General features: G+C 48.6%; 22 protein-coding genes. All 22 read left to right on the top strand.

What is annotated here, in order from left to right:
* Window positions 1–2 precede the first annotated feature (2 nt).
* The 22 genes from glpA (at window position 3) to thrC (ending at window position 25,517) form a co-directional block, all read left to right on the top strand.
* On the top strand, window positions 3–1,520 hold the full coding sequence (glpA, locus tag BR63_RS11945) for an anaerobic glycerol-3-phosphate dehydrogenase subunit GlpA (protein WP_034420393.1): 1,518 nt from the start codon (window positions 3–5) through the stop codon (window positions 1,518–1,520).
* The gene (gene glpB / locus BR63_RS11940) at window positions 1,513–2,796 is read left to right on the top strand and encodes an anaerobic glycerol-3-phosphate dehydrogenase subunit GlpB (protein WP_034420392.1); all 1,284 of its coding nucleotides are present in this window, start codon (window positions 1,513–1,515) and stop codon (window positions 2,794–2,796) included. Before glpA ends, glpB begins: the two co-directional genes overlap by 8 nt.
* Window positions 2,783–3,967 (top strand): anaerobic glycerol-3-phosphate dehydrogenase subunit C, encoded by a 1,185-nt coding sequence (locus BR63_RS11935; protein WP_034420391.1) that lies wholly within the window; start codon window positions 2,783–2,785, stop codon window positions 3,965–3,967. The genes glpB and BR63_RS11935 overlap by 14 nt, the downstream gene beginning before the upstream one ends.
* A 289-nt stretch (window positions 3,968–4,256) precedes the next feature.
* Window positions 4,257–5,216 carry a pyruvate dehydrogenase (acetyl-transferring) E1 component subunit alpha gene (gene pdhA, locus BR63_RS11930; protein WP_034420390.1) on the top strand — a complete coding sequence of 320 codons (960 nt, stop codon included), beginning with the start codon at window positions 4,257–4,259 and terminating at the stop codon, window positions 5,214–5,216.
* Window positions 5,217–5,242: 26 nt separating this feature from the next.
* Window positions 5,243–6,217, top strand: coding sequence for an alpha-ketoacid dehydrogenase subunit beta (locus BR63_RS11925; protein WP_034420389.1), 975 nt, complete (start codon window positions 5,243–5,245; stop codon window positions 6,215–6,217).
* An 11-nt stretch (window positions 6,218–6,228) separates the two neighbouring features.
* The gene (locus BR63_RS11920) at window positions 6,229–7,542 is read left to right on the top strand and encodes a dihydrolipoamide acetyltransferase family protein (protein WP_034420388.1); all 1,314 of its coding nucleotides are present in this window, start codon (window positions 6,229–6,231) and stop codon (window positions 7,540–7,542) included.
* A gap of 11 nt (window positions 7,543–7,553) precedes the next feature.
* Window positions 7,554–8,960 carry a dihydrolipoyl dehydrogenase gene (lpdA, locus tag BR63_RS11915; RefSeq protein WP_034420387.1) on the top strand — a complete coding sequence of 469 codons (1,407 nt, stop codon included), beginning with the start codon at window positions 7,554–7,556 and terminating at the stop codon, window positions 8,958–8,960.
* 10 nt (window positions 8,961–8,970) lie between these two features.
* A complete protein-coding gene (locus BR63_RS11910; RefSeq protein WP_034420386.1) occupies window positions 8,971–9,705 on the top strand; it encodes an SDR family NAD(P)-dependent oxidoreductase in 735 nt (244 codons plus the stop codon).
* A gap of 31 nt (window positions 9,706–9,736) precedes the next feature.
* Complete coding sequence (locus tag BR63_RS11905) at window positions 9,737–10,774, top strand: zinc-dependent alcohol dehydrogenase (protein WP_034420385.1); 1,038 nt, start codon at window positions 9,737–9,739, stop codon at window positions 10,772–10,774.
* A 114-nt stretch (window positions 10,775–10,888) separates the two neighbouring features.
* Complete coding sequence (locus tag BR63_RS11900) at window positions 10,889–11,608, top strand: FadR/GntR family transcriptional regulator (protein ID WP_034420384.1); 720 nt, start codon at window positions 10,889–10,891, stop codon at window positions 11,606–11,608.
* A 3-nt stretch (window positions 11,609–11,611) separates the two neighbouring features.
* On the top strand, window positions 11,612–11,845 hold the full coding sequence (locus tag BR63_RS11895) for a MoaD/ThiS family protein (protein WP_034420383.1): 234 nt from the start codon (window positions 11,612–11,614) through the stop codon (window positions 11,843–11,845).
* A 5-nt stretch (window positions 11,846–11,850) separates the two neighbouring features.
* The gene (locus BR63_RS11890; protein WP_034420382.1) at window positions 11,851–13,740 is read left to right on the top strand and encodes an aldehyde ferredoxin oxidoreductase family protein; all 1,890 of its coding nucleotides are present in this window, start codon (window positions 11,851–11,853) and stop codon (window positions 13,738–13,740) included.
* A 419-nt stretch (window positions 13,741–14,159) separates the two neighbouring features.
* Entirely contained in the window at window positions 14,160–14,450 is a 291-nt protein-coding gene (locus tag BR63_RS11885) for a UxaA family hydrolase (RefSeq protein ID WP_034420381.1), read from the top strand.
* A 6-nt stretch (window positions 14,451–14,456) separates the two neighbouring features.
* Window positions 14,457–15,617 (top strand): UxaA family hydrolase, encoded by a 1,161-nt coding sequence (locus BR63_RS11880; protein ID WP_034420380.1) that lies wholly within the window; start codon window positions 14,457–14,459, stop codon window positions 15,615–15,617.
* A 36-nt stretch (window positions 15,618–15,653) separates the two neighbouring features.
* On the top strand, window positions 15,654–17,141 hold the full coding sequence (locus BR63_RS11875) for an Nramp family divalent metal transporter (protein WP_034420379.1): 1,488 nt from the start codon (window positions 15,654–15,656) through the stop codon (window positions 17,139–17,141).
* Window positions 17,142–17,187: 46 nt separating this feature from the next.
* Window positions 17,188–17,643, top strand: a complete 456-nt coding sequence (locus BR63_RS11870) for a hypothetical protein (protein ID WP_034420378.1) — start codon at window positions 17,188–17,190, stop codon at window positions 17,641–17,643.
* Between the two features lie 74 nt (window positions 17,644–17,717).
* Window positions 17,718–19,427: a dihydroxy-acid dehydratase gene (gene ilvD / locus BR63_RS11865; RefSeq protein WP_034420377.1), complete on the top strand. Its 1,710-nt coding sequence runs from the start codon at window positions 17,718–17,720 to the stop codon at window positions 19,425–19,427.
* Between the two features lie 3 nt (window positions 19,428–19,430).
* The gene (locus BR63_RS11860) at window positions 19,431–20,204 is read left to right on the top strand and encodes an HpcH/HpaI aldolase family protein (protein WP_034420376.1); all 774 of its coding nucleotides are present in this window, start codon (window positions 19,431–19,433) and stop codon (window positions 20,202–20,204) included.
* A gap of 31 nt (window positions 20,205–20,235) precedes the next feature.
* Window positions 20,236–21,660 carry an FAD-binding oxidoreductase gene (locus BR63_RS11855; protein ID WP_051965441.1) on the top strand — a complete coding sequence of 475 codons (1,425 nt, stop codon included), beginning with the start codon at window positions 20,236–20,238 and terminating at the stop codon, window positions 21,658–21,660.
* Complete coding sequence (locus tag BR63_RS11850; protein WP_034420375.1) at window positions 21,653–22,891, top strand: (Fe-S)-binding protein; 1,239 nt, start codon at window positions 21,653–21,655, stop codon at window positions 22,889–22,891. The genes BR63_RS11855 and BR63_RS11850 overlap by 8 nt, the downstream gene beginning before the upstream one ends.
* A gap of 28 nt (window positions 22,892–22,919) precedes the next feature.
* The gene (locus tag BR63_RS11845) at window positions 22,920–24,233 is read left to right on the top strand and encodes a nickel pincer cofactor-dependent isomerase, group 22 (protein WP_034420374.1); all 1,314 of its coding nucleotides are present in this window, start codon (window positions 22,920–22,922) and stop codon (window positions 24,231–24,233) included.
* 168 nt (window positions 24,234–24,401) lie between these two features.
* Window positions 24,402–25,517 (top strand): threonine synthase, encoded by a 1,116-nt coding sequence (gene thrC, locus BR63_RS11840; RefSeq protein WP_034420373.1) that lies wholly within the window; start codon window positions 24,402–24,404, stop codon window positions 25,515–25,517.
* The last annotated feature ends 99 nt before the right edge of the window (window positions 25,518–25,616 follow it).

Raw genomic sequence — 25,616 nt, 5'->3', positions numbered from 1 at the left:
CCATGGCAGACAAATATGATGTAGTGATTATCGGAGGGGGGGCTACCGGTACAGGGATTGTCCGGGATTTGGCCATGCGGGGTTTATCCTGTTTACTGGTAGAAAAAGAGGATTTGGCCACGGGAACCAGCGGACGTTTCCATGGGCTTCTGCACAGCGGAGCCCGTTACGCCGTCAGAGACCCCCATTCCGCCCAGGAATGCGCCCAGGAAAACCGTATATTAAAGGAGATTGCCGCTAACTGCCTGGAAGATACGGGAGGCTATTTTATTGCCCTGAAAGAAGATGATCCTGAATATATACGGGTGTGGCTGGAGGCCTGCCGTCATGGGGGTATTGCGACTCAGGAAATCTCACCGGCTGAACTCTTAAAACAGGAACCTGTACTCCATAAGGATATCGCCAAAGCTTACCTGGTACCCGATGCTGCCGTAGACGGATTTACCCTGGCCGCGGCCAATGCCCTTTCCGCTGAAAAACTAGGAGCCAAGGTGAAAAACTACACCCGGGTTGTGGGCTTTAAACGGGAGGGGCAGAGAATCGCCGGAGTTTTTCTGCGTAATGTCATCACGGGTCAGGAGTGGGAAGCAAACTGCCGCCTGGTGATTAATGCGGCGGGAGCCTGGGCCGGGCAGATCGGTGAGCTGGCCGGTGTTAACCTGAATATCATCCCAGATAAAGGGGTCTTGATTGTTTTTAACCACCGGATTACCGGTAAGGTTTTAAACCGCCTCCGGCCTCCGGGCGACGGCGATATTTTCGTTCCCCACGGCAGTGTTACCATCTTTGGTACCACCTCCCGGGCTACTGATGACCCCCAGGACAACCAGGCTGCCCGGGAAGATGTCCTGCACCTCTTAAAAGAAGGGAGAAAGATGATTCCTGACCTAGAGGAGATGCGGCTTATTAGGGCCTTTGCCGGGGTGAGACCTCTCTACCAAGCGGGTGACCAGGAGGGGAGCGGGCGCCAGGCTACCCGTGACTTCTCTCTTTTGGACCATGAAAAACTTGATGGCCTTAGGGGATTTATTTCTGTGGTAGGCGGCAAACTCACCACCTATCGCCTGATGGCCCAGGCCGCCAGCGACCTGGCGGCGCAAAAGCTGGGTAATGACAAACCCTGCCGCACTCACCTGGAGCCCCTGGCGGATTTGGGGATAGAAAGGGATAAAGACAGAAAACATCTCTGTCAATGTGAAATGATCAGCAAAGGAATGCTGGAGAAAGCGGTGGAGGGCAAGGAACAGTTCAGTTTAAGCGATATCAGGCGGCTGACACGCCTGGGCATGGGGCCCTGCCAGGGTACTTTTTGCACCTACCGGGCCACCGGTTTTTACCATGAGTTAAAGAACCTTACCGCCCAGGAAGGCAATAAACTTCTCAAAGATCATGTACAGGAACGCTGGAAGGGGGCCAGGCCCGTGCTGTGGGGCGGTCAGGCCCAGGAGATAGAGATTAACAGAGGCATCTATTTAAGCCTCCTCAATCTGGATAGATTGGATAGTGGAGACTATGTATGATGTAATTGTCATCGGAGCCGGGCTGGCCGGCTTAATGGCGGCTGCGGCAGCAGCAGAACTAAATAAAAAGGTACTGGTGGTGGCCAAAGGGCGCGGGAACTTATACTCTGCTTCAGGGTATATTGATTTTTTAGGCTATTATCCCACAGATCGCCGCCAGCCCCTGGAAAATGTCACCAGAGCTTTAGAGGATATAGTGGAGAATAACCCTCAGCATCCCTATGCCCTGCTGGGGAAAGAGAAAATTGATCAGGCTTTTCGTTTTTTTCTGGAAGTGATGAACCGTGCCGGCTATCCCTACGGGGGTTCCTGGCAAAAGAACAGGATTCATCCCACGGCGGCAGGTGCTTTAGCGCCCACCTCCCTTGTGCCCCAGAGGTCTTGTCTTGATTTAGCCTCATACCAGGATATTCTCGTAGTTGGTTTTCGTGAGATGCTTGATTTTTATCCTTTTTATGCTGCCGATAATCTACGGGAACAGTTTTACTTGCAAGGAGAGAAAAAGCTGGTTCGTGCTGTCTGGCTGGATCTGGGGCTTTCTCAAGAGCGGGAGCTTAACAGTTATGATCTGGCTGTAGCCCTGGAAGACGAGGCTGTGCGTTTTCGCCTGGCCGAGCAGTTAAGGGTTAAAGTATCAGAGCATACCCTGGTAATACTGCCCGCCGTCTTAGGCGTGCGCAAGTGGAACCGGGTACAGGACCATCTGCAGAGAATGCTGGCGTGTACTTTCCTGGAGATACCCACCTTACCTCCCTCTGTTACCGGCATGCGTTTGGCAGAAAGTTTAATGGGGTATCTGGAGCAGAGAGGTGTGGAATTCCAGTTGGGTTACCCTGTGACTGGTGCTCTCCAGGAAGGGAAAAGATGTACGGGCGTGAAAATTGCCACAGCCAGTGGGAGAATACAGGTAAAAGAAGCCCGTACCTTTGTCCTGGCCACAGGAGGTATCCTGGGCGGTGGGCTAAGGGTAAAACCCTATAGTATTACGGAAGAGATTTTCAAGATTAAAATAGAGATGCCCAAGGAGATAAGCCATCAGGACTTTTTTGCCCCACAGGGGCAGCCCCTCAGCCGTACCGGTGTTAAGGTGAATTCTTTGCTCCAGCCCATCACCGCCCAGGGGGAACCAATTCTTACCAATGTTTTTGTGGCCGGGAAAAACTTGACCGGTTATGATCCCTTTGTAGAGAAGAGCGGCAACGGGGTGGCCCTGGTGAGCGGTTATGCGGCCGGATGGCTGGCAGGGAAGGGGGCGTTTTCATATGAAGCAGTATGAAAAAAGACTTGATTACTGTCTCAAATGCAGTACCTGCCATACCCAGTGTCCCGTGCTGGAGAATTTCCTGGATTTTCCGGGGCCCAAACACCTGGGGCCGGAACTGGAAAGACTGCGGATGGCCCAGGGGCATAAAATACAGCTTCACATCGACGAAAAGCTGTCCTGCTGTACCAACTGCAAACGCTGTGACCTGGCCTGCCCCCATGGAGTCAAGCCTTCTGTCTTTAACATGCATAACCGGGCCCGCGTGCGTCTTTCCCTTAAGGAGAAAGTACGGGACTGGCTGCTGGCCCATAACGGCCGGTGGGGTGGGATTGCCAGTCACATACCTGCCTTGAGCAATCTGGCCCTGCACAATCCCCTCACCAGATTAGTTTTTGATGTGATAGGATTAGCGCCCCGTGATTTGCCCAGGTATGATACAGGTAAATTAAAGACTGGTAAAGCCCTGGGCTCTCCGAAGAAAGCAGTGTATTTCCTCGGCTGTTATGCCCGCTATAACGAGCGTTCAATAGCCCAGAGTGTGATCAATATTTTCCAAGCTCTGGGATATCAACTGGAGATAGCGCCCTTAGGCTGCTGCGGCACCCCCCTCTTCAGCAATGGTTTTCTAGCAGAAGCCAGGGGACTGGCTGAGAAGAATACCCGTGTTCTTTTAGACTATATAGAAAGGGGTTATAAGGTAATTTCCAGTTGTCCCAGTTGTACCTTAACCTTAAAAGAGGAATATCGTGACCTCTTTGCTTTACCTGAAGGGGAGAAATTAGCCCAGGGAGTTTATGATGTTTGCGAACTCCTGGTGGAAGAAGGATTATCTCTAACGGGAGTGACCAGTCCTTATGCTTCAGCATATTACCATGTTCCCTGCCACCTGAAGGCCCAGGGCATTGGTACTCCTGCGGCAGAACTCCTGGGGCAGGGAATTACACGGGAATTGACTGTAAGTGACGGGTACTGCTGCGGCATGGCAGGAACTTACGGCTTTAAGAAGGAAAAATATGAACTGTCCAAGGCTATTGGCAGTCCGGTCTTTCAGGGAATCATGGATAAAGATTATGAATTAGTGCTCACGGATTGCGGTACCTGTAAACTGCAGATAGAGCAGAATACGGGCCGGAAGGTGCTTCATCCTGTGCAGGTAATGGAAAAGTTGATAGTTGGCAGTTGATAGTTGGTAGTGTGATGAAAAGGTTCAACCAGGTTGCTGGGAGAACCTTTTGTTTTTTGTAAGGATGAGTCAAGGGGACGGTTCCTTTGACTCATTAGGTTTATCTGCAATATATAAAGAAGAATTTTTTTGAAAAAAGACTTAATACTAAAAAATTTAACAAATGATGAGAAGGAAAATAAAGGGGAAGGTAGAATATTGTTTATTGGTTAGACCAACACACCATTATACAAATAAACAAATATGAAGAATTGTGTTATGCGCCAATGATGTTAGGAGGAAAAGAGGAATGGAAATCAACAAGGATTTAATTCTGCAGATGTATGACAGGATGATGGAAATCAGAAAATTCGAGGAAAGGGCGATGGATCTGTTTACCCGCGATAAAATCCGTGGTTCCATGCACCTTTATATAGGGGAGGAAGCCGTGGCCACAGGGGTTTGTTTTGCGTTGAACAAGGATGATTACATAGTCAGTACTCACCGGGGACACGGTCACTGTTTGGCTAAAGGGGCGCGTATTGATTTAACTATGGCCGAACTTTTAGGCAAAGCCACAGGTTACTGCAAAGGGAAAGGCGGCTCTATGCACATTGCCGATTTAGAAACCGGTAACTTAGGTGCTAATGGTATTGTGGGAGGAGGCCTGCCCATTGCCGTGGGTGCTGCCTTGTCCGCCAGGCTGCAGAAAAATAACAAGGTAGCCGTGGCCTTCTTTGGCGACGGTGCTTCCAACCAGGGCACATTCCATGAAAGTATGAATTTAGCTTCGGCATGGAAGCTTCCTGTACTTTTTGTTTGTGAAAACAATCTATACGGGATTACCGTTCCTTTCAGTGAAGCCTCCGCTATTAAAGACGTTGCCGTGCGAGCCCGGGCTTACAATATGCCCAGTGTGATTATAGACGGGAATGATGTTTTAGAGGTTTACAAAACAGCTAAAGAAGCGGTAGAGAAACTTCGTAAAGGAGAAGGGCCTATGCTCATTGAAGCCAAGACCTACAGGCATATGGGCCATTATACAGGGGACCCCCAGATCTACCGTACCAAAGAAGAAGTGGAAGAATGGAAGAAGAAAGACCCCATTAAGAGATTAAGATGCTATATCCTGGAAAACAACATTGCTACGGAAGAAGAGCTGGCGGTAAGAGAAAAACGGGTTGATGATGTGATCGACCAGGCCGAACAGTTTGCCTTGAATAGTCCCGAGCCCGATGCGGCTGATCTCTTAAACGATGTTTTTGCTTAAGAATTTGAGGAAACGAGGGTTGTGCGATGAGAAGTATTTTATATGTGGAAGCTGTTAGGGAAGCCATCCGTGAAGAAATGTTAAGAGATGAGAAAGTCTTTGTCATGGGCGAAGACGTGGCCCTCCACGGTGGAATTTTTGGTGCCACCAAAGGACTCTTTCAGGAGTTTGGCGGCGAGAGGGTCCGTAATACGCCTATTTCAGAATCAGCCATTATCGGCTCGGCCATCGGCGCTGCCGTTACCGGCATGAGACCTATTGCAGAGCTTATGTATGTGGATTTTGTCTGTGTGGCCATGGACCAAATTGTTAACCAGGCTGCGAAATTACGTTATATGTTTGGCGGCAAAGCAAAGTTACCTATGGTCATCAGAACACAGCAAGGCGGCGGGCGGGGTAACGCAGCCCAGCACTCCCAGAGCTTAGAAGCCTGGTTTATGCATACCCCTGGTCTCAAGGTAGTAATGCCTTCTACTCCTTACGATGCAAAAGGGCTTTTAAAGACGGCCATCAGAGACGATAACCCTGTTCTCTTCCTGGAACACAAGCTCCTGTACTGGATGAAGGGGGAAGTTCCCGAGGAAGAATACACAATTCCTTTCGGGAAAGCCGATATCAAACGACAGGGAACTGACGTAACCATCGTCGCCCTGGCCATGATGGTGCCTAAAGCCTTGGAAGCGGCTGAAATCCTGGCGAAAAAAGGCATCAGTGTAGAAATCGTTGACCCCAGGACCTTAGTGCCCTTAGATAAAGAAACTATCTTAGAGTCTGTGAAGAAAACAGGCAGAGTCGTGGTAGCCCATGAAGCGAACAAAGTTTGCGGCGTGGGTGCCGAGATTTCCGCCATGATTATGGAAGAGGCCTTTGATTACCTGGATGCTCCGGTCATGCGTGTAGCAGGGATGAATGTGCCTGTTCCCTATAACAAGAAGCTGGAAGATATCTGCCTGCCACAAGTTCAGGATATTGTGACTTGTGTAGAAAAGTTGTTAGGTTAGGGGATGTGGATATGGCAAATCAAGTTGTGATGCCCAAACTGGGCTTGACCATGACCACGGGAACCATCATGAAGTGGTTTTTCAAAGAGGGCGACCAGGTTAATAAAGGGGATATTCTCTTCGAAGTAATGACGGATAAAGCTGCGGTAGAAGTGGACAGTCCTGTTGCCGGAACTCTGTTGAAGATTCTGGCTGAAGTAGATGCTGTGGTGCCCGTTAATGCGGTAGTGGCTTACATCGGCCAGCCTGGAGAAAAAGTTGAAGAAGTAGAATCAACGGATGTAAGTGGTGCTGGAGAAGTGAAGAAAGAGGCGGTACCTGCCCTTTGTGCTAAGCTTGAAGCAGTACAAAAAAGTGAGACGGGTAGAATATTCATTTCACCCCGGGCCCGCAAACTGGCCAGGGAAAAGGATGTTGATTATACCACAATCAAGGGTACTGGACCTAACGGGCGCATTGTGGAGCGGGATATTAAAGAATACCTGGCTAAACAAACGGTCAAGGCCACACCTCTGGCCAAGAAGGTTGCTGAAATTCATGGAATTGAGCTGGAGGGTATTACCGGAACGGGTGCTAAAGGCAAAATCCTGAAACAGGATGTACTGGGAGCATTGCGTGAGGAAACTCCCGCCGGTGAAGGGCTGCCAGAAAACTACAGTCCTTACGACGCCATTATTCCCATGAAGGGAATCAGGAAAATTATTGCCGAGAGAATGGAGCTTAGTCTTAAGACCATGGCCCAGGCCAACCACAGGGCGAAAGTGGATATGACGGAATTACTGGCCCTCAGGGAGAAATTCCAGAACAAAGTCTCTTTGAATGCCCTCTTGATGAAGGTTGTGGCTAAAGCTTTAAAGGAACATAAGATGGTAAACGCTACACTTACCCCTGAAGGGATCAGGCTTTTGGAAAAAGTGAATATCGGTTTGGCTGTTGCTGTAGACAGTGGCCTGGTTGTACCTGTGGTTAAGGACGTTGCGGCTAAGTCAGTGCTGGAAATATCCGAAGAATGCAAGATGCTCGTTGATAAGGCCAGGGATGGTAAACTCCAGCCCCAGGAAATGTCCGGGGGAACTTTTACTATCTCCAACTTGGGCATGTTTGGTATTGACAGTTTCACTGCTATCATCAATCCCCCGGAAAGTGCCATTTTAGCCGTTGGAGAGATTGTGAAGACTCCTGTGGTTATTGATGACCAGATCGTTATCAGGCCCATCATGAAGCTGAGTTTAACTTACAATCACAGCATCATTGACGGCGCACCTGCCGCCAAATTCTTGCAGCGCGTTAAACAATTAATGGAAAATCCCTACTTGTTACTATAGGAGAGTTAAGTATGAACAGCGATAAATATACCATTGGGGTCATTGGGGGAGGCCCTGGAGGGTACGTGGCAGCCATCAAGGCCGCCCAACTTGGGGCTAAGGTGCTCCTGGTGGAGAAGGGCCAGTTGGGCGGCACCTGCCTAAACCGGGGGTGTATCCCTACCAAAGCCCTCTTACGCAGCGTGGAAGTAATAGAGACAGTAGCCCACGCTAAGGATTATGGAGTCCTGGTTGATAAATTTTCCCTTGACCGGTCTCTTCTGGTTAAAAGAAAAGAAAGAGTTACTGCCCAGTTAAGACAGGGGGTAGAGGGTCTCTTAAAGGCCAATAAAGTTACCGTCATAAAAGGAACAGCTTCCTTCAAGGATGTTCATACTATTATGGTCGAAGTAGCTGCCGGCGAAACAAAAGAATATAATTGTGACAACTTTATTATCGCTACTGGTTCCAAACCTGCCATTATTAATTTGCCGGGGATTCAGGGAAGAAATATCATGACCAGCGACGAGGCGCTAGAATTGACCTATATCCCCGGGCGCATAGCCATTATCGGTGGCGGCGTGATTGGCATGGAATTTGCAACCATCTATCACGCCTTGGGTTCCCGGGTTACAGTGGTGGAAGCTATGGCCAGCATTTTGCCTGCTGTGGACCAGGAAATTTCTCAGCTCCTGGCTAAGACCCTCAAACATAAAGGGATAGAGATCCTTACGGGCGCGAAAATATTGGAGATTGGCGACAATGCCCAGGGTAAAACACTTACCCTGGAGAAAGACAATGCGCGTAAAGTCATAGAGGTTGACGCTATCCTGGTGGCTGTGGGCAGGGCGGCGGAAACCACGGGTCTGAACCTAGAGGGAATAGGTGTTAAACTGAATGGTCGCAACATTGCTGTAGATAAGTATTTAATAACTAACCTGCCTAATATTTATGCCATCGGTGATGTTATTGGCGGTATCCAGCTGGCCCATGTGGCCTCCCAGGAAGGGGAAAGGGCTGTGCTTAATATCCTCGATAAACAATTGCCTATGGATTACAGCATTGTACCTTCTTGCATTTATACCATCCCTGAGGTAGCCTGTGTAGGTCTAACCGAAGATGAGGTAAAGAAGAGAGGGATAAACTACAAGGTCGGCAGATTCCCTTATGTGGCCAGCGGCAAGGCTTTAACCCATGGCGATGCAACCGGGTTTGCCAAGATCATTTGTGACAGCCAGACGGGAGAAATCCTGGGGGCCCATCTTATCGGGCATAATGCTACGGATCTGATCAGCGAGATGTCGCTAGCCATGAAACTGGAAGGAACTATCGAAGAAGTGGCTGATCTGATTCATCCCCATCCTACTATTTCCGAAATAATGAAAGAGGCGGCACTGGATGTCACGGGGCATGCCATCCATATACCGCCCAGAAAATGAGGTGAAAATTATGAATTTATTATTAGATAAAGTAGCTGTTGTCACCGGCGGAGCACGTGGTATCGGAGCGGCTACAGCCCTGGCTTGTGCCCGGGAAGGAGCTCATGTAGTTGTTGCGGACTTAAATTATGAAGGGGCAGCAGCAGTTGCATCCCAAATCGAAGGTATGGGCAGAATAGGCTTAGCTATCCAGGCTGACGTTTCTAAGAGTGAAGACCTGGCCAAAATCGTAGACCTGACTTTAGACAAGTTTGCCAGGATTGATGTTTTAATCAATAATGCCGGTATTTGCCAGAGGGTTAGTGTGGCCGACCTGACTGAAGCCGATTGGGACCGGATGCTGAATATTAATTTAAAATCAGCCTTCTTCCTTACCCAGAAAGTGTTAACGGTAATGAAAAAACAAAAGAGCGGCAAGATCATTAACCTGGCTTCTCAGGCGGGAGAAACCGGCGGCCAATTCGTCGGAGCCAATTATGCCGTTTCCAAGGCCGGCATGATAAATCTGACCAAGTCCCTAGCCAAAGATGCTGGACCTTACGGCATCAATGTGAATGCTGTAGCTCCGGGATTTATTGATACTGAGATGACGAAAGATTTCGGGGTAGATGTTAACGCTATTCCCTTAAGACGTTTAGGGACAGCGGAAGACGTAGCCGATGTTATCGTATTCCTGGCTTCTGACTTATCCAGGTATATCACGGGCTCAACCATTGATATCAACGGCGGTACAACCATGAGGTAAAATTTTTCTAAGGTACAGGAGGTATGTTGGTATGAAGGCGCTTATTAAGACGAAGAGGGGTAAGGGGAACGTTGAGCTTGTTGACAACTATCCCGAACCCCAGATAGCTGATCATGAGGTTCTCTTAAAGGTAAAAGCTATTGGTATGTGTGGTACGGACTATCATATTTACACAGACGAGTTTCCCAGTAATCCTCCTGTACTGCTGGGTCATGAATTTAGCGGTGTTGTAGTAAAACGGGGCAGTAAAGTCCAGGGATTCTCCGAAGGAACCCGGGTTGTTTCTGAACTTAGTGTAAAAGCCTGTGGAACCTGTGTATATTGTAAGACCGGTAATGCCCATATCTGTCCCCAGAAGACCTCACCGGGCCATGGCATCGACGGGGCCTGTGCTGATTACATTAAAATGCCCTATCATTTGCTGCACCAGGTTCCCGATACTGTGTCAGATGAGGAAGCAGCTTTAGTTGAACCTTCGGCTATTGTGGTTCATGCCTTGCTGGAAAGAACCAGGGTCAATGTGGGCGATTTTGTAGTGATCATGGGTCCTGGCCCCGTAGGTTTGTTGGCTTTGCAGATGGCTAAAATTGCCGGAGCCGGTAAGATTATGGTGGTAGGGACCACTGCTGACGAAGAAGTAAGACTGCCACTGGCAAAAAAGCTTGGTGCTGATTATGTAGTGAACTGCCAGAAAGAAGACCCCCTGCAGTTGGTCCAAGAGCTAACAGGGGGACTGGGAGTAGACCTGGTTGTGGAAGGAGCCGGCGCTGTGTCTGCCATCAATATGGGTATCGAGATGTTGCGGAAACATGGTAAAATGTGCGTCATCGGTATTCCGGGAGAAGAATATATTCAGGTTAAATGGAAAACTTCGGTGTTTAAGGCCATTCAGGTGATCTTCAGCTACAGTTCTTCCTCTACCAGCTGGGACCTGGTACTAAAGATGCTGGAGAAAAAAGTATTAGATGTTAAATCACTGATTTCTTATAAAGCCAAGCTCGAGGAATGGGAAGAAATCTTCCGTAAGGTATCCGAAGGAAAAGTGATCAAGGCAGTATTAGAGCCATAATCTCAACTCGAGCATCCTGGACAAAGACATGGTATGATGAGAGTAATAGATATTTCCTTGGTCGAGCTAACCAGGGGAATTCTGTAAATGTATAGAGTAAGAAGGGTGAATTAAATGCTGGAACCCATGAAAAGGACCAGACTATATGAGGGAATAGTAAAGCAGCTTAAGGACCTGATTACCCAAGGGGTTTTAAAACCGGGAGACAAATTACCTACAGAACGGGAACTTGCCGAGACCCTGAATGTCAGTAGAACTGCGGTACGGGAAGCACTGCGGGCTTTGGAAATCATGGGCTTTATCTATGGCAGGCCAGGAGAAGGTACTTTTGTCCGGGAGATCACCATTGACTCCATCATTGAACCCTTTGCTTCTATTATTCTCAAGGAAAGGAGTCATATTCTGGACCTCCTTCATGTAAGGAGTTTGCTGGAAGTGGAAACGGCCCGGTTAGCGGCTTTACATGCCACAGAGGAGGACCTCAAGGCCATTGAGGAGGGTATCACCATCATGGAGGAGGAAATCCAGTCCGGAAACATAGGTCTGCGGGGTGATGACACCTTCCATCTGGCTATTGCTACCGCCTCCCAGAATCAGGTTTTACTGAAGATCATGAACTTAATTGGGGATATGTTGAGTTCCAGCCGGGAAGCCACCCTGAAAATTCCCAATCAACCCTTAAAAACAGTAAGGGACCATCGGGAGATTTTTGAGGCCATCAAAGCAGGGGATGAGAACCTTGCCGCTCACTATATGCGAGAACACCTGGAAAAAGCTAAGCAGAACATTTTGATGGTGGAGAACATTACCCCTGAGAACAAGGCGGAGGTTTAGGGTGTGGAGATTACCGTTATCTTTGACCCGACACTTAGCAGGTATTGTCATACCGGGAGTAATAAGGTGACAATTGATTTTCCCGAGGGAACAACGATCCAGCAAGTTTTAGATCATTTCAAAATTATCCCGGGAGAAGTGGGTATTATCTTGCTTAATGCCCAGTTGGCAAACAATGAGACAATATTAAAGGATAAGGATGTGCTGCAACTATTTCAAGTTTTCGGAGGAGGCTAAGGGAGATGCCTTTTGGTTACACAGGTAAAATCATTCGTATCAATTTATCGACAGCTAAAATCAAGATTGAGGAACCCGGAGACCTGTTCTACCGGAAATATTACGGAGGGAAAGGTTTGGTTGCCTATTATTTGCTGCAAGAACTGCCTCCTCACATCGATCCTTTGGGGGAAGAAAATAAGTTGATTTTTGCCACCGGGATTCTTACGGGTGCTCCCGTAGCGGCTATGCCCCGTTTTTCTGTGGGAGCCAAATCGCCGCTTACCGGTGCTTTTGGCGAATCGGAAGCGGGTGGTTTCTGGGGGCCGGAGCTAAAAAAGGCAGGATATGACGCCCTTATCATTGAAGGGAAAGCACCGGCACCGGTATACATCTATATCCATGACGATAAGATTGAAATTAAAGATGCTAGACACCTCTGGGGGAAAGAGACGGGGGATACCCAGAATTTAATTCGCGACCAACTGAAGGATCAGAATGTTCGCATCGCCCAGATCGGCCCCGGTGGGGAAAATCTCGTAAGGTTTGCCTGCATTACCAATGAATTGAAACATTTTAACGGCAGGAATGGCCTGGGGGCCGTCATGGGTTCCAAGAACCTTAAAGCGGTAGCGGTAAGGGGTACCAAGAGAATACCCTTTGCCGATGAGGAAAAGATTAAGGAAATCGGCAAGAGATACCTGGCTAAGTATATGAACCATCCCATGAGCCGGACTTTATATGAATTTGGAACTTCCGCGGGTGTTACTAGCCTCAACGCCGGGGGAAATTTGCCCACCAAAAACTTTATTAAAGGGGAATTTGCCGGGGCTGATAAAATTAGTGGCCAAACCATGGCGGACACCATCTTGCAAAAAAGAGAAGGTTGCTATGCCTGTGCCGTCAGGTGCAAGAGGGCTGTAAAAGTAGATAAAGAACAAATGCAGGTGGATCCCAAGTTTGGAGGACCGGAGTATGAAACTATAGGCTCTTTCGGTTCCCTGTGTGAAATAGACGACCTGGAGTTAATTGCCAAGGCCAACGAACTCTGTAACCGTTATACCATTGATACCATTAGTACGGGAGCATCCATTGCCTTTGCCATGGAGTGTTTCGAAAAAGGTATTCTCAGTAAAGATGATTTGGACGGTATGGAATTGACTTTTGGCAATGGTGAAGCAGTGCTACAACTCATTGAAAAGATAGCAAAACGGGAGGGTATCGGTGACCTGCTGGCTGAAGGCTCGGCCAGTGCCGCCCGGAAAATAGGCAAAGGATCTGAAAAATTCACGTTGTGTGTGAAAGGCCAGGAACTGCCTATGCATGATCCCAGAGCCAAGTACGGGCTGGGGTTAGGTTATGCCGTATCGGAAATAGGGGCCGACCACATGGTGGCTGCTCATGATCCTTTGTTAGAGCAAAAGGGTATTATCCTGGACAGCGTTGCTCCCCTGGGAATACTGGAACCTGTAAGCCCTAGGGAATTGACACCGCGAAAGGTCCGGAACTTCAGCTATCTCCAGCAGTGGTGGTGCTTTCACAATATGGCCGGGATATGTCACTTTGGGCCTGTGCCCCGGGGTTCGCTACCCATGGACGACGTAGTAGACCTGGTGAAAGCCGCTGCGGGTTGGGATACCTCTCTCTGGGAAATCATGAAGAGTGCAGAACGGGTCATTAACATGGCCAGGATGTTTAATATACGAGAGGGTTTTACCAGGGAAGATGATACCATCCCCGAAAGGCTCTTTGAACCACTGGAAAACGGTAAATTACAGGGGCATGCCATTCCCAGGGAAGAATTTCAACAGACCGTTGAAATGTATTATGCTTTCGTGGGCTGGAATGAGGAAGGGGTCCCCTCTAAGACGAAACTGGCTGAACTGGAATTGGATTGGATTGCCGAAAAGATGTAATGATACCGGAAGAATCCACAAAAAAATGTTCTAGCCGTATATATAAAATTAAAATCTATCAATGGCGCATTGTATTATAATTATCTATTTGATATAATAAACATAGATTCATAATTATGAACAAAAAAACAGCAAAACCGGCCTCGTTGTTCAATATAATGAACGATTCCGATGGACTTGGATTTCATACAGCCGATTCTATATAATAAACAAGGCGGAAATATAGTTTTGTTACTAGAGATGTGGTTTATGACCACATCTCTAGTAACCCAGTAGCCATAAACAACAGTTCAATATAATGAACTTACGGCAAATACCAGTGAATTAACTGACGGGTATTCCTGTTTACTTTCATAAAGGACTGAATATTCATAAGTTACAAATTTTTAGCATATGGTTTCAGGAAGAGGTTGGTTCGGATGCAGGAGAAAAATGTGGTGGTAATGAGTAAACGAGATAACGTAGCCACGGTAATAAGAGACTTGGCTGAAGGTGAAACACTTATAGCCGAAACAATCATGGACGTGAAAACCCTTCAACCCATTCCCTTTGGTCATAAAGTTGCCTTGAGGGACATTCAGGCGGGGGAAGAAGTGATTAAGTACGGGGAATCCATCGGTGCAGCTTTTGCCTTTATCAAAGCAGGTGAACACGTACATATCCATAACACGGAAGGACGCAGAGGACGCGGTGATCAACAGGGGAGGTAGAAGTTTATGAAAGAACTGCTGGGTTACTGGCGGCCCGATGAGCAAGTCGGAATCAGAAACCACCTGGTAATCATGTCTTCGGTGGTGTGCGCTAATAGAGCTACAGAACTCATTGCAGCGGCAGTCCCGGGGGCCATACCTATCACTCACCAGCATGGCTGTGCTCAGATTGGTGCTGATATGGAGATGGTTTTTCGTACCTTAGAGGGTACCGGGAAAAACCCTAACGTGGGAGCTGTCCTGGTAGTAGGCCTGGGTTGCGAGAGTGTGGATGCGGCCGATCTGGCCGGTCGTATTGCGGTAAGTGGTAAACCTGTAGATTTTGTCTCTATTCAAAAGTCTGGCGGAACAGCCAGGACTGTAGAGGCAGGGACCAAAAAAGCCATTAAGATGGCAGAACGGTTGGGCCAGGCCAGGAGAGAGCCTTTTGGCTGGGAACACCTGATCCTGGGAACAGAGTGCGGAGGGTCTGATACTACCTCCGGCATTGCCGCCAATCCTGTAACTGGCGGTGTAGCCGATCGTGTTGTAAATTTGGGAGGCACGGTTATTCTATCCGAAACACCGGAAATCATCGGTGCGGAGCATATCATGGCTAAGCGCGCTGTTACGCCCGAACTGGGTCAGCAGTTTTTGGAACTGATCAAGCAAGTAGAAGCTCGTTATCTCCGGCTCGGAGCGAATTTCAGAGGAGGAAATCCTTCCCCCGGAAATGTTAAAGGCGGCCTTACTACTCTAGAAGAAAAGTCCTTGGGTGCTATTCACAAAGCGGGAACCAGCAAATTCCAGGAAATTTTAGACTATGGGGAAAGGCCTTCTAAGAAAGGACTGGTAGTCATGGATACTCCGGGTCATGACGTAGAGTCCCTGACGGGTATGGCGGCTGGTGGCAGTCAGGTGTCTATTTTCACCACCGGTCGGGGGACACCCACCGGTCATCCCATTTGCCCGATAATTAAGGTTACAGGGAACCCTCAAACCTGGGAACGGATGGGAGACGATATGGACATTAATGCTAGTACTGTAATTATGGGACGCGAAACGCTGGCTGACGTTGAAGAGCATTTGTTCCGTTACCTGGTTGAGGTCATTAACGGGCGGCTTGCCAGAGCGGAGGTGATGGGGCACAGGGAATTTGGCATTACTAGATTATCCATGTCATTATAGGGACAAAGGGAGAATTCTAGAGGAGAGGTGAATAATTTGAGTATTGAGATTGGTAAGAAAACGAATATTCCCAGTTATCCAAATATTCAGAAGGACGTATTGATTACCTATCCTGAACCGCCCAAGGATTTGACCCAAGGTAAATTCATGGATCTGATTAAGTACTTTGGCCCTGGTGCCATTTTAGCTTCGATTACCATTGGTAGTGGTGAGGTCTTCTTTGCTTCCAGGGGAGGAGCTATCTTTGGTTATGCCATTCTCTGGTGCTTTATGTTAGGTGCAGTCATGAAAGGTGTTCAAACCTATACTGCTAACCGCTATATTACCCTTACCGGCGAACATCCCATGAACCGGTGGGCATATATTTTCCCAGGGCCTAAAGGTTGGTTCCCCTTACTCATGGGTATCCTCTCTATCTTCTGTTTCCCCTTCTGGCAGGGCGGTATTTCTTCACTCCTGGGAACCTTATTGAGTAAGAACTTCGCTTTCTTTTCAACACAAATTTGGGCAAGTTTGCTGATCTTAGGTGCCTTTAGTTTATTTATGGCCGGTGGCTATGATGCCATGGAAAAAGCCCAAACTGCCATTGTCGGTACCATGGTTGTAGCTCTCTTAGTTGCCGTTGTGGCGGCTAAACCTGATTGGCTCCAAGTACTTATAGGTAGTTTTATTCCCACTATTCCTTCATATGAACCCTGGATTGCTGCTAAGTATCCAAGTATAGCTGGCCGCCCCGTTTGGGTTGAAGTCGTAACCTATCTGGGAGCTATCGGCGGCGGTACATATGACTATATCGGATACACCGGCTTAATGCGTGAAAAAGGCTGGGGCGTATTAGGCAGGGAAGACCTGGATCAAATCAGGGATTACCTTGATGGCTTACAAGAGGGACAGCGCATTCCTCTCAGTGAAGACCCTGAGGAAGTTAGAAAAGGTCTCGCCTGGGCCAAAGCGCCTTTCATGGACAACTTAGTATCCTTCGTACTCCTGGTTATCTTTACTATCGGTTTCATGGTTAACGGTGCAGTAATCCTTAACACCGCTCAATTAGTACCTGCTAACAATGACATGCTGACACATCAGGCTAAATTCTTAACCCAGATTCATCCTATGCTTGTTTACCTCTACTACCTGGCTGTATTCTGTGCACTCTTTGGTACAATTTACGGCTGCTACATGGGTTATGTTTATACTACCTATGAAACTTTTGCACCTGTATCCAGGAAGATTAAGGAATTAGGTTTCAAAGGCATCAAATTACCAGTATCCCTCTACATTGCTCTAGGTGGTCTTGTGGCTGTTTGGACCGGACTTAACCCCGTAGCCATCATTACACCTGCCTCCATCCTGGGTGGTGTGCTGACCGGTGGTATCTGGTGTCTGGCTATGTACTGGACTGACAGAAAGATGATGCCTAAGTCCTATCAACTGGGAACTGCAGCTTCTGTTCTTCTCATTATTTCTGGTATTGTAATGACCATCTTGGGTATAATTGCAGTTCTCCAGTATCTTAAAGTACTCTAATACTAGGGTAATAACTGACATGATCTAACAGATAGGAGGGAACGCTGTGAAATGGCATTATTTACTTGTTAGCGTCTGTCTTGCAGTGCTGGTTGGCCTGCGCTTGATGGACGGCAAGACTGGTGTGGCGTTGGTATTAGGAGCCATAGGCGTTGCCTACCTGTGTGGATTTTACAAATCAGCAGTGGCGGGGAGAAATCCCCGCTCTGCTTCCACAAAACCCGAAACCGGGAAGTCAGGGGAAGAACCCCCGGTGAACAAGTTTAAACCGGGCAGAAATGAACTGGAGGCTTATCTGGCTTTACAGAAAAGAAACTCCAAGAATTGGCTTATTCTTGCCTTTGTAGCTGGTGTTTGTGCTCTAGTTGGCATTATACTTTTGCACTTTCCACCTGTAAGTATCACAATGATACTTATTGGTATTTACTGTACTGTACGCTACCGCAGCGCCCAGCGCATGGTGAAAAAAGCGGCACTTGCGCTGGAAACTCTTAAGGATTAATTAACAGTGAGATAACTTAGTATCAGGTAGTGACGCAAGTTACTACCTGTTTTCTGTGAGGGAGAGATGTAGATATGGAGAAACAGGTTAAAAGCCAACGTTCGCAAAAAGCCAGGGACCTCTGGCCCCAATCCGATGCCCTGCGCATGGGCACCAACTGGTCGGAAGGTGATTTAGATAAACTGCAAATTTTAGTAGATGATGTGTGGGGAGAAAGTCATCCCGGCAGTGTCCACCTAGACCGTTTAAGCCGGGACGTAGCTATTGGCGTTTGGGAGTCGGGGGGACGACCTGTCCACTTCCATGTTACAGACATCTGTGATGGCTGGGCCCAGGGGCATGACGGTATGAACTACATACTGGCTTCCAGGGAAACCATGGCGGATATGGTTGAACTTCACGGCTCCGTCTGGCCCTGGGATGGTATGGTTCTCATTTCTTCTTGTGATAAATCCATACCGGCTCACCTGATGGCTGCCGCCCGTTTGGATCTTCCTGCGGTTCATGTACCCGGAGGGAGTATGCGGCCTGGGCCCCGTATGAGTAACTCTATTTTGGGAGATTGCTCCACACGAAAGAAAGAAGGAACGATCAGCGAGGAAGAGGTACGCTCTAGGCAACGGACAGCAGCGCCAACCTGCGGTGCTTGCCAGTTTATGGGTACCGCCAGTACCATGCAGTGTATGGCTGAGGCCCTGGGTTTGGCTCTACCGGGGAGTGCTCTGGCTCCCGCCACCATGGCAGTCATACAAAACCTGGCCCGGCAGGCCGGACAGGCCGTGATTAGGCTAGCGGAGAAGGGCATTACTGCCTCCCAAATCCTAACAGGGAAGGCCTTTGAAAATGCTGTAGCGATACATGCAGCCATTGGTGGTTCTACCAATGCCACTCTCCATCTTCCTGCGGTAGCAGCAGAATTAGGGTTGGAGTTACCTTTAGAAGTTTTTGACCGTTACAACCGCCTCATACCTCACCTGGCCTGGGTACAGCCCAGCGGTCCCTATCCCAGCGAAGCTTTCTGGTTTGCAGGTGGGATACCTCTTGTGCAGTGGTATATTAAAGATTACCTGCATCTGGATGTCATGACCGCCACGGGTAAGACTCTGGGAGAAAATCTGGCTGAGCTTGAGGCGGCCGGATATTTTGAACAATACCTTGGTTTTCTACATAATTATGGCATCAACCGCGATGATGTGATAACTCCCCCGCCAAAAGCAAAGATGAAGGGTTCCATCGCCGTCCTCTACGGTAATTTGGCTCCGGAAGGTGCAGTCATCAAGTATTCGGCAGTGGAGCCGGAAATGATGGTGCACAAAGGCCCGGCCCGTGTCTTTGACAGTGAGGAAGATTGCTGTGGGGCAGTAACGGAAGGCAAGGTACGTCCGGGAGATGTTTTAATCATTCGTTATGAAGGACCCTGTGGCAGCGGTATGCCGGAAATGCTGATGACTACTGAAGCTTTGGTAATAAAGCCGGAGCTTGCCAAGACTACGGCGCTTGTTACTGACGGGCGTTTCTCCGGAGGTACCCGTGGACCTTGCATCGGTCACGTACAGCCTGAGGCTGTGGAAGGGGGACCAATTGCCCTGGTGGAAGATGGCGATATTATTGAAATCAACATACCGGAGCGCCAGTTGAATATCGTCGGTATTGCTGGCAACGAAGTTAGTGCAGAAGAGGTAGCGAAGGTTTTAGAGGTTCGCAAACAGGGTTGGACAGCACCTGCTCCCAGATTTACCAGGGGTGTTATGGCCAAAATGATCGCAAAACAAAGGAGGCGATAAGAGATGAGGGAGAATATACTGAAGAAAAAGTTAAAGGAAGGCAAGGTGTGCATGGGGACTTTTGCCCGTTTAAATCCGGCTGCCGTAGAGATACTCGGTCTTACCGGTTGGGATTTCGTGGTTATCGATATGGAACATGGCGTATATGATTACCCTACAGTTGAAAATATGCTGCGGGCAGCCCGGAGTTCAGGGACTACCAGCCTGGTGCGGGTGGCTGAACCTAGGCCTTCCTATGTCATGCGAGCTTTGGACACCGGAGCCGAAGGGGTACAGATCCCTCAGGTAGAAACGGCTGAACAGGTAAAGATGTTGATGGAAGCGGCTCGCTACTATCCCCAGGGGAAAAGGGGTCTCTGCAGTTTTGTGCGGGCTGCCGGTTATTCCATCATTCCTCCTGCCGAACACATCCCTACCTCTAATGAGGAGGTATTAACTGTTGTTCATATCGAGGGGGCCCAGGTGGCAGAAAAAGTTGAAGAAATCATTGCTGTACCCGGTATTGACGTCATCTTCTTAGGGCCATGGGATTTGTCCCAGTCTCTGGGGGTGCCTGGAGAGGTTAAACATCCCAGGGTAGTGGAGGTAATGGAGAAGGTAACAATGGCCTGCCGGAAGAAAGGGGTAGCCATAGGAACTTTTGCCAGGGACCCCGAGGATGCCCGCTACTGGGCAGAGAGTGGTGTGCAGTACATAATGCACTCCACTGACGCCGGGATGCTGGTACAGGCCTCTAAAGATAAGCTGGCAGCCTTCAGAACAGTAATATCAGGTTAATGGTCCTGTCAAAACTAAGGGGGGATAACACTTGGAAGATAAAAAGATTGATGTAAAGGGTTTACGTAAGGATTTGGTCCACGTTTTATCAGAGGCTGCTGTATTAACAGATCCTGCTGACCTGATGGCTTATCGTAACGATGCCAGTTGGTTTTCGGGAACTCCTTTGGCGGTGGTCCTGCCCACATCTACGGAAGAAGTGAAACGGGTTCTTACCTATGGCTACCGCCAGGGTATTCCTATGATACCCCGGGGAAGCGGTACAGGTTTGTCTGGAGGTATTGTCCCCGTAGAAGAGTCCCTGGTGATTGATATGGGAAGGATGAATAAGATCCTGGAGATTGACCGGGATAATATGACGGTCAAGGTTCAGGCTGGGGTTATAACGGCTGAAATTCACCGGGCTGTAGAACGGGAAGGGCTTTTTTATCCACCCGACCCTGCCAGCCAGACGGTGTGCACCATCGGTGGTAATATTGCCACGAGAGCAGGGGGGCCCCGGGGCGTGAAATATGGTACCACCAAGGACTATATCCTGGGCTTGGAAGCCGTGCTGCCGCCCGGTGAAGTGCTGGTCTACGGTGGTAAAGTCATGAAATTATCAGTGGGGTACGAATTTGGGCGGCTGCTTGTGGGCTCTGAGGGTACCCTGGGTATCATTACTGAGGCAATCTTAAAAGTTATTCCGAAACCGAAATATAAGAAGACAATGCTGGTAAGTTTCAATGATTTAAATGCGGCAGCTACTACGGTTTCTGAGCTGGTAGCCAGGGGAGTCATTCCGACAACCCTGGAACTCATGGACCAGGAAACGGTAAGAGCCGTGGAATCTTTCCGGAATGTAGGATATCCTACTAGTGCTGAAGGTGTTCTTTTAATAGAATGTGACGGGGCCGAAGAAGATAATGTAACGAAACAAATGCAGGAAGTTACTGATGTTTGCCGGATGATGGGCGCACAAAATATTGTGGTGGCCGCCAATGAGGAACAGGTAGCCCGCTTATGGCTTGGCCGCCGCTCTATGTTTGCAGCCTTTGCCCAGGCTGCACCCACAGTAGTGACGGAAGATGTGACAGTGCCCCGGAGACGGGTGCCCGATATTGTGCGGGTCATTAAAGAAACCAGTGCCCGCTATAATATCAGGGTTGGTGTGGGAGGCCATGCCGGCGATGGCAACATGCATCCCAACTTTATGGTGGACAAAAGGGACAGTGCCCAGATGGAAGCTGTGGAACATGTGATGAGTGAGGTGGCTAAAGCGGCCCTGGAGATGGGCGGTGTACTTTCCGGGGAACATGGTGTGGGCCTGGCCAAGGCACCCTTTGTTTCCTGGCAGTTAGGACCCCAGGGCATTCGCTATATGCAGGCCATCAAAAAAGTACTTGATCCGGCCAATTTGATGAATCCAGGTAAGCTATGGACAGTCAAAGGTGAGGGAGGGGTTAGTGGTGGGTGAGGTAATGATTGGGTTAGAAGAATATCGACGTAACCTCACCTACTGCCTCCAGTGCGGTTTGTGTCTGGGTGAATGCCCTGTGTTTCGCTCAAGCCGCTTGGCTTCCCTGACGTCCCGAGGCCGCATGCGTATCTTATATGCTCTTGTAGAGGGGGAACTAACAGTTACAGGGCGGTTGAGTGAAATCCTGGACCAGTGCCTCATGTGTGAAGCCTGTTCTTCCCTCTGTCCTTCCGGTATGCCCGTGGCCCAGATCATGGCTGTAGCTCGTCATCTGATAAAGACCAGGGAAGGCCTTCCTTTCACAAAAAAAATAACCTTATGGGCATTAAGCGATCTGGAAAGAGCAGGGAAACTGGCGCAATTGGCAGACCCTTTTTGCAGCTTGGCTACTGATAGAGTTTCTGATGGGTTAATCCCCAAGGGCCTCTTCAAAAAGTTTATGCCTTTACACCAGTTGCCCAAGTTTGGGGAACAAAGCTTTTTAGAAAGGTATGGAGGAATCCATCGACCTGGACAAAAACCTGTCAAACGTGTAGGCTATTTCGTGGGATGTATGACTAATCTGTGCTACCAGTCCACGGGTAAGGCTGTTTTACAGCATCTCCTGGACGGCGGATACGAGGTGGTCATCCCCCGGGACCAGCAGTGCTGCGGCTTACCGGCTTTTACCTATGGGGACCTGGAGGAGGCCCGGAAAAAAGCCCGGGAGAATCTACAAATCTTCAGAGCTGCCAAGGTTGATATGGTTGTGGCTGACTGTGCTTCCTGTGCCAATATGTGGAAAGAAAATGTGGGAATGGTTTTAGCCAAAGATAAGCCTGAAGAGATTCTACCTGTTATGGAGGTTATGGGTTTTTTGGCTAGGGAGAACAGTTTACCAAAAAAATTGTCCCAAACCGGCGGGCTAAAAGTAGCCTATCATGCGCCCTGTCATACCCGGCGTGAAGAGATATCTAGACAGGCATTACGGCAAGTATTATATTATAATGAAGGAGCACAGTACATCGCTATGGAGACTGAAACCAAGTGCTGTGGTGGCGGGGGCAGTTTTGGGCTGCTGCACCCTGAGCTGTTGAAGGGCATTCAGAGAGAAAAAATAGAGGAAATACAGGAGAAAAAGCCAGATATCCTCATTACCACTTGCCCTTCCTGCCGCATGTATTTGACGTCGGGAGTACGGGGAGCCGGACTTTCCACCCAAATCTGTCATCCCCTGGAATTGGTGTAGATCTGTCAGAAAATGGAGGAATGAGAAGATGGTTAGTGGTCTAATTAAGGAATGGAGTAAAATGGAACTTCCCAGTATGGTGCGTGTCCGGCAAAAATTTGAACGGCCCCGGGTGAAAGACATTGCCCAGACTATTCGAGAGCAGTTTGAAAACCAAGGTTTGGAAGAGCGCCTGCAGCCAGGTGCCAGGATTGCTGTAGGTGTAGGCAGCCGGGGTATCCACTGTATTGCCGAGGTTACCAAAGCGGTTATTGATTTATTGAAAGACAAGGGGTTTAACCCCTTTATCATACCGACAATGGGAAGCCATGGCGGGGCCACGCCTGAAGGGCAAAAACATATCCTGGAGGAGTATGGTATAACTGAAGAAACCATGGGTGTAGAAATCCTTTCTTCTTTGGATGTTACTGAGGTAGGAACGGTCACTATACCTTCCTCCCCTGAAGCTTTTCCTGTCTATGTAGATAACTACGCTTTAAAGGCCGATGGCATTGTAGTGATTAACAGGGTCAAGCCTCACACTTTATTTAGAGGTGACGTGGAGAGCGGTCTGATGAAAATGCTGACCATTGGCCTGGGCAAGCACCAGGGAGCCAGTATGGTGCATCGCCAGGGCACGGAGTATTTTCATGAGTTAATCCCGGCGGTGGGTGAAAAAATCCTGGAAAAGGCCCCCATCTATTTTGGGGTGGGTATTGTGGAAAATGCCTACGAAGAGCCTGCAGATATCCGTGTAGTCCCCAAAGAAAATTTTCGGCAGGTGGACAGAGAACTCCTGGCTAAAGCTAAGGCCATTATGGGGAAAATCAAGATTCCTGAAATAGATGTCCTCATTCTTCAGGAAATTGGCAAGGATGTCAGCGGTGATGGAATGGATCCCAACGTGGTAGGGAGATATCTGGTCCCCGGAATCAAAGGTGATATTCAGGTACAGAAGATTGTTGTGCTTGACCTCACGGAGAAAACAGAGGGTAACGCCAATGGGACCGGCCTGGCTGATGTGATTACCAAACGTCTCTTTGACAAAATTGATTATATGAAGAGTTATATTAACTCTTTTACCGCCACTATGCTTAATTCGGTGAAAATCCCCATGATCATTGATACTGATGAGGAAGCTATCCAGGTGGCGGTCGGCGCCTGTGCCCGTGTGAAACCCGATAAGCTGAAAGTTGTTTATGTTCGGAATACCCTGTTCCTAGACGAGATTTATGTCTCGGAATACCTGGCTAAAGAGTTAGCAGGACTGCAGGGCTTTGAAATTATCGGTGAACCTGAACCTTTTGTTTTTGACGAAAAGGGTAATTTAGTCATACCAAGTTGGAGCCCAGCCCACAATTAAAGAATCATCTTCTACACCTCCGGCCATTCTATAGCTGGAGGTGTTATTTTATGCCACATTCGCGACACCGGTGTCGCGCAAGCGCAAGTAACTGGCTTGCCTTATTGCTTTTCTTTGGCTTATTGCGTACAATGCAGCTAGAGAAAAATTACTGGAGAGGGAGTATTTATGTTACAGTGCTATGACTGTGGTAAGACTTACCCGGAAGAAAAGGCTCTTTGGCAGTGTGATTGCGGAAGCTATCTCCTCTACACTACCCCGGAGCTAAAACTGAATAAAGAAAAGATTCAAAAAGGACCTTTTTCCCTGTGGCGTTATCAGGAAGTTCTACCGGTTTCAGAAGAATACCGCGTCACCATGGGTGAAGGGTTAACACCTCTGTTACCGGTGACCTATGAAGGAAGAGAGGTATTCTTAAAACTGGATTTCTTACAGCCTACGGGCTCCTACAAGGATAGGGGCACTTCTGTCCTGATTAGTAAATTAAAAGAATGGGGAGTAAATAGAGTGGCAGAAGATTCCTCGGGCAATGCCGGTGCCTCTATGGCTGCTTACTGTGCCCGTGCTGGAATTGAGTGCGAAATATTTGTTCCAGCATATACTTCGGCGGGAAAACTGGTACAGATCCAGTATTATGGGGCGGACATGGTCAAGGTGCCAGGGACCCGGGAAGATACTACGCTGGCGGCTATAAGGCGGGCCGAGGAAGTTTTTTATGCCAGCCACAACTGGAGTCCCTATTTTATTGAAGGAACTAAAACCCTGGCCTTTGAATGCTGGGAACAGCTTGAGTGGCAGGCGCCTGATGCAGTGATTGTCCCTGCAGGGAACGGTAGCCTTGTTCTAGGCCTGTATAAGGGCTTTACTGAATTAAAAGAAATGGGTTATATTAACCGTCTGCCCCGCATTATTGCTGTACAGGCTGCCAACTGCAGCCCTGTCTACAGGGCTTTTCACCAGGGCCTGGATGTTGTGCCGGCGGTAAAAAAGCAACCTACCCTGGCGGAAGGAATTGCTTCGGCAGCGCCGGTGAAAGGTGCATATATCCTGGAGGCTATACGGGAAAGCGATGGTACTGTAGTGATAGTCCAGGAAGAAGAGATTAAAAGGGCCCTTCTTGAACTGGGCAGGCTGGGTGTTTTTGTAGAACCCACCTCCGCTACGGTCTGGGCGGCCTGGCGAGCCCTCCGGCAGCAGGAAGAATGGACTGCAGGGCAAAAAATAATTCTGGAATTGACGGGTTCGGGCTTAAAAGCAACGGATAAATTGCAAGAATTAACATAGTGATGTATAATGTATACAATTAGCAAGATTTCTATTAATTTCAGGAGACTAGTGTTAATATATATAGTAATTTTTATGTTTAGAGTGCTACAAAGCGAG

This window comes from Thermanaerosceptrum fracticalcis, from assembly GCF_000746025.2.
Lineage (GTDB): Bacteria > Bacillota > Peptococcia > DRI-13 > DRI-13 > Thermanaerosceptrum > Thermanaerosceptrum fracticalcis.
Note: the sequence above shows the minus strand (reverse complement) of the source record. Positions and strands in the feature narration are given on the sequence as shown.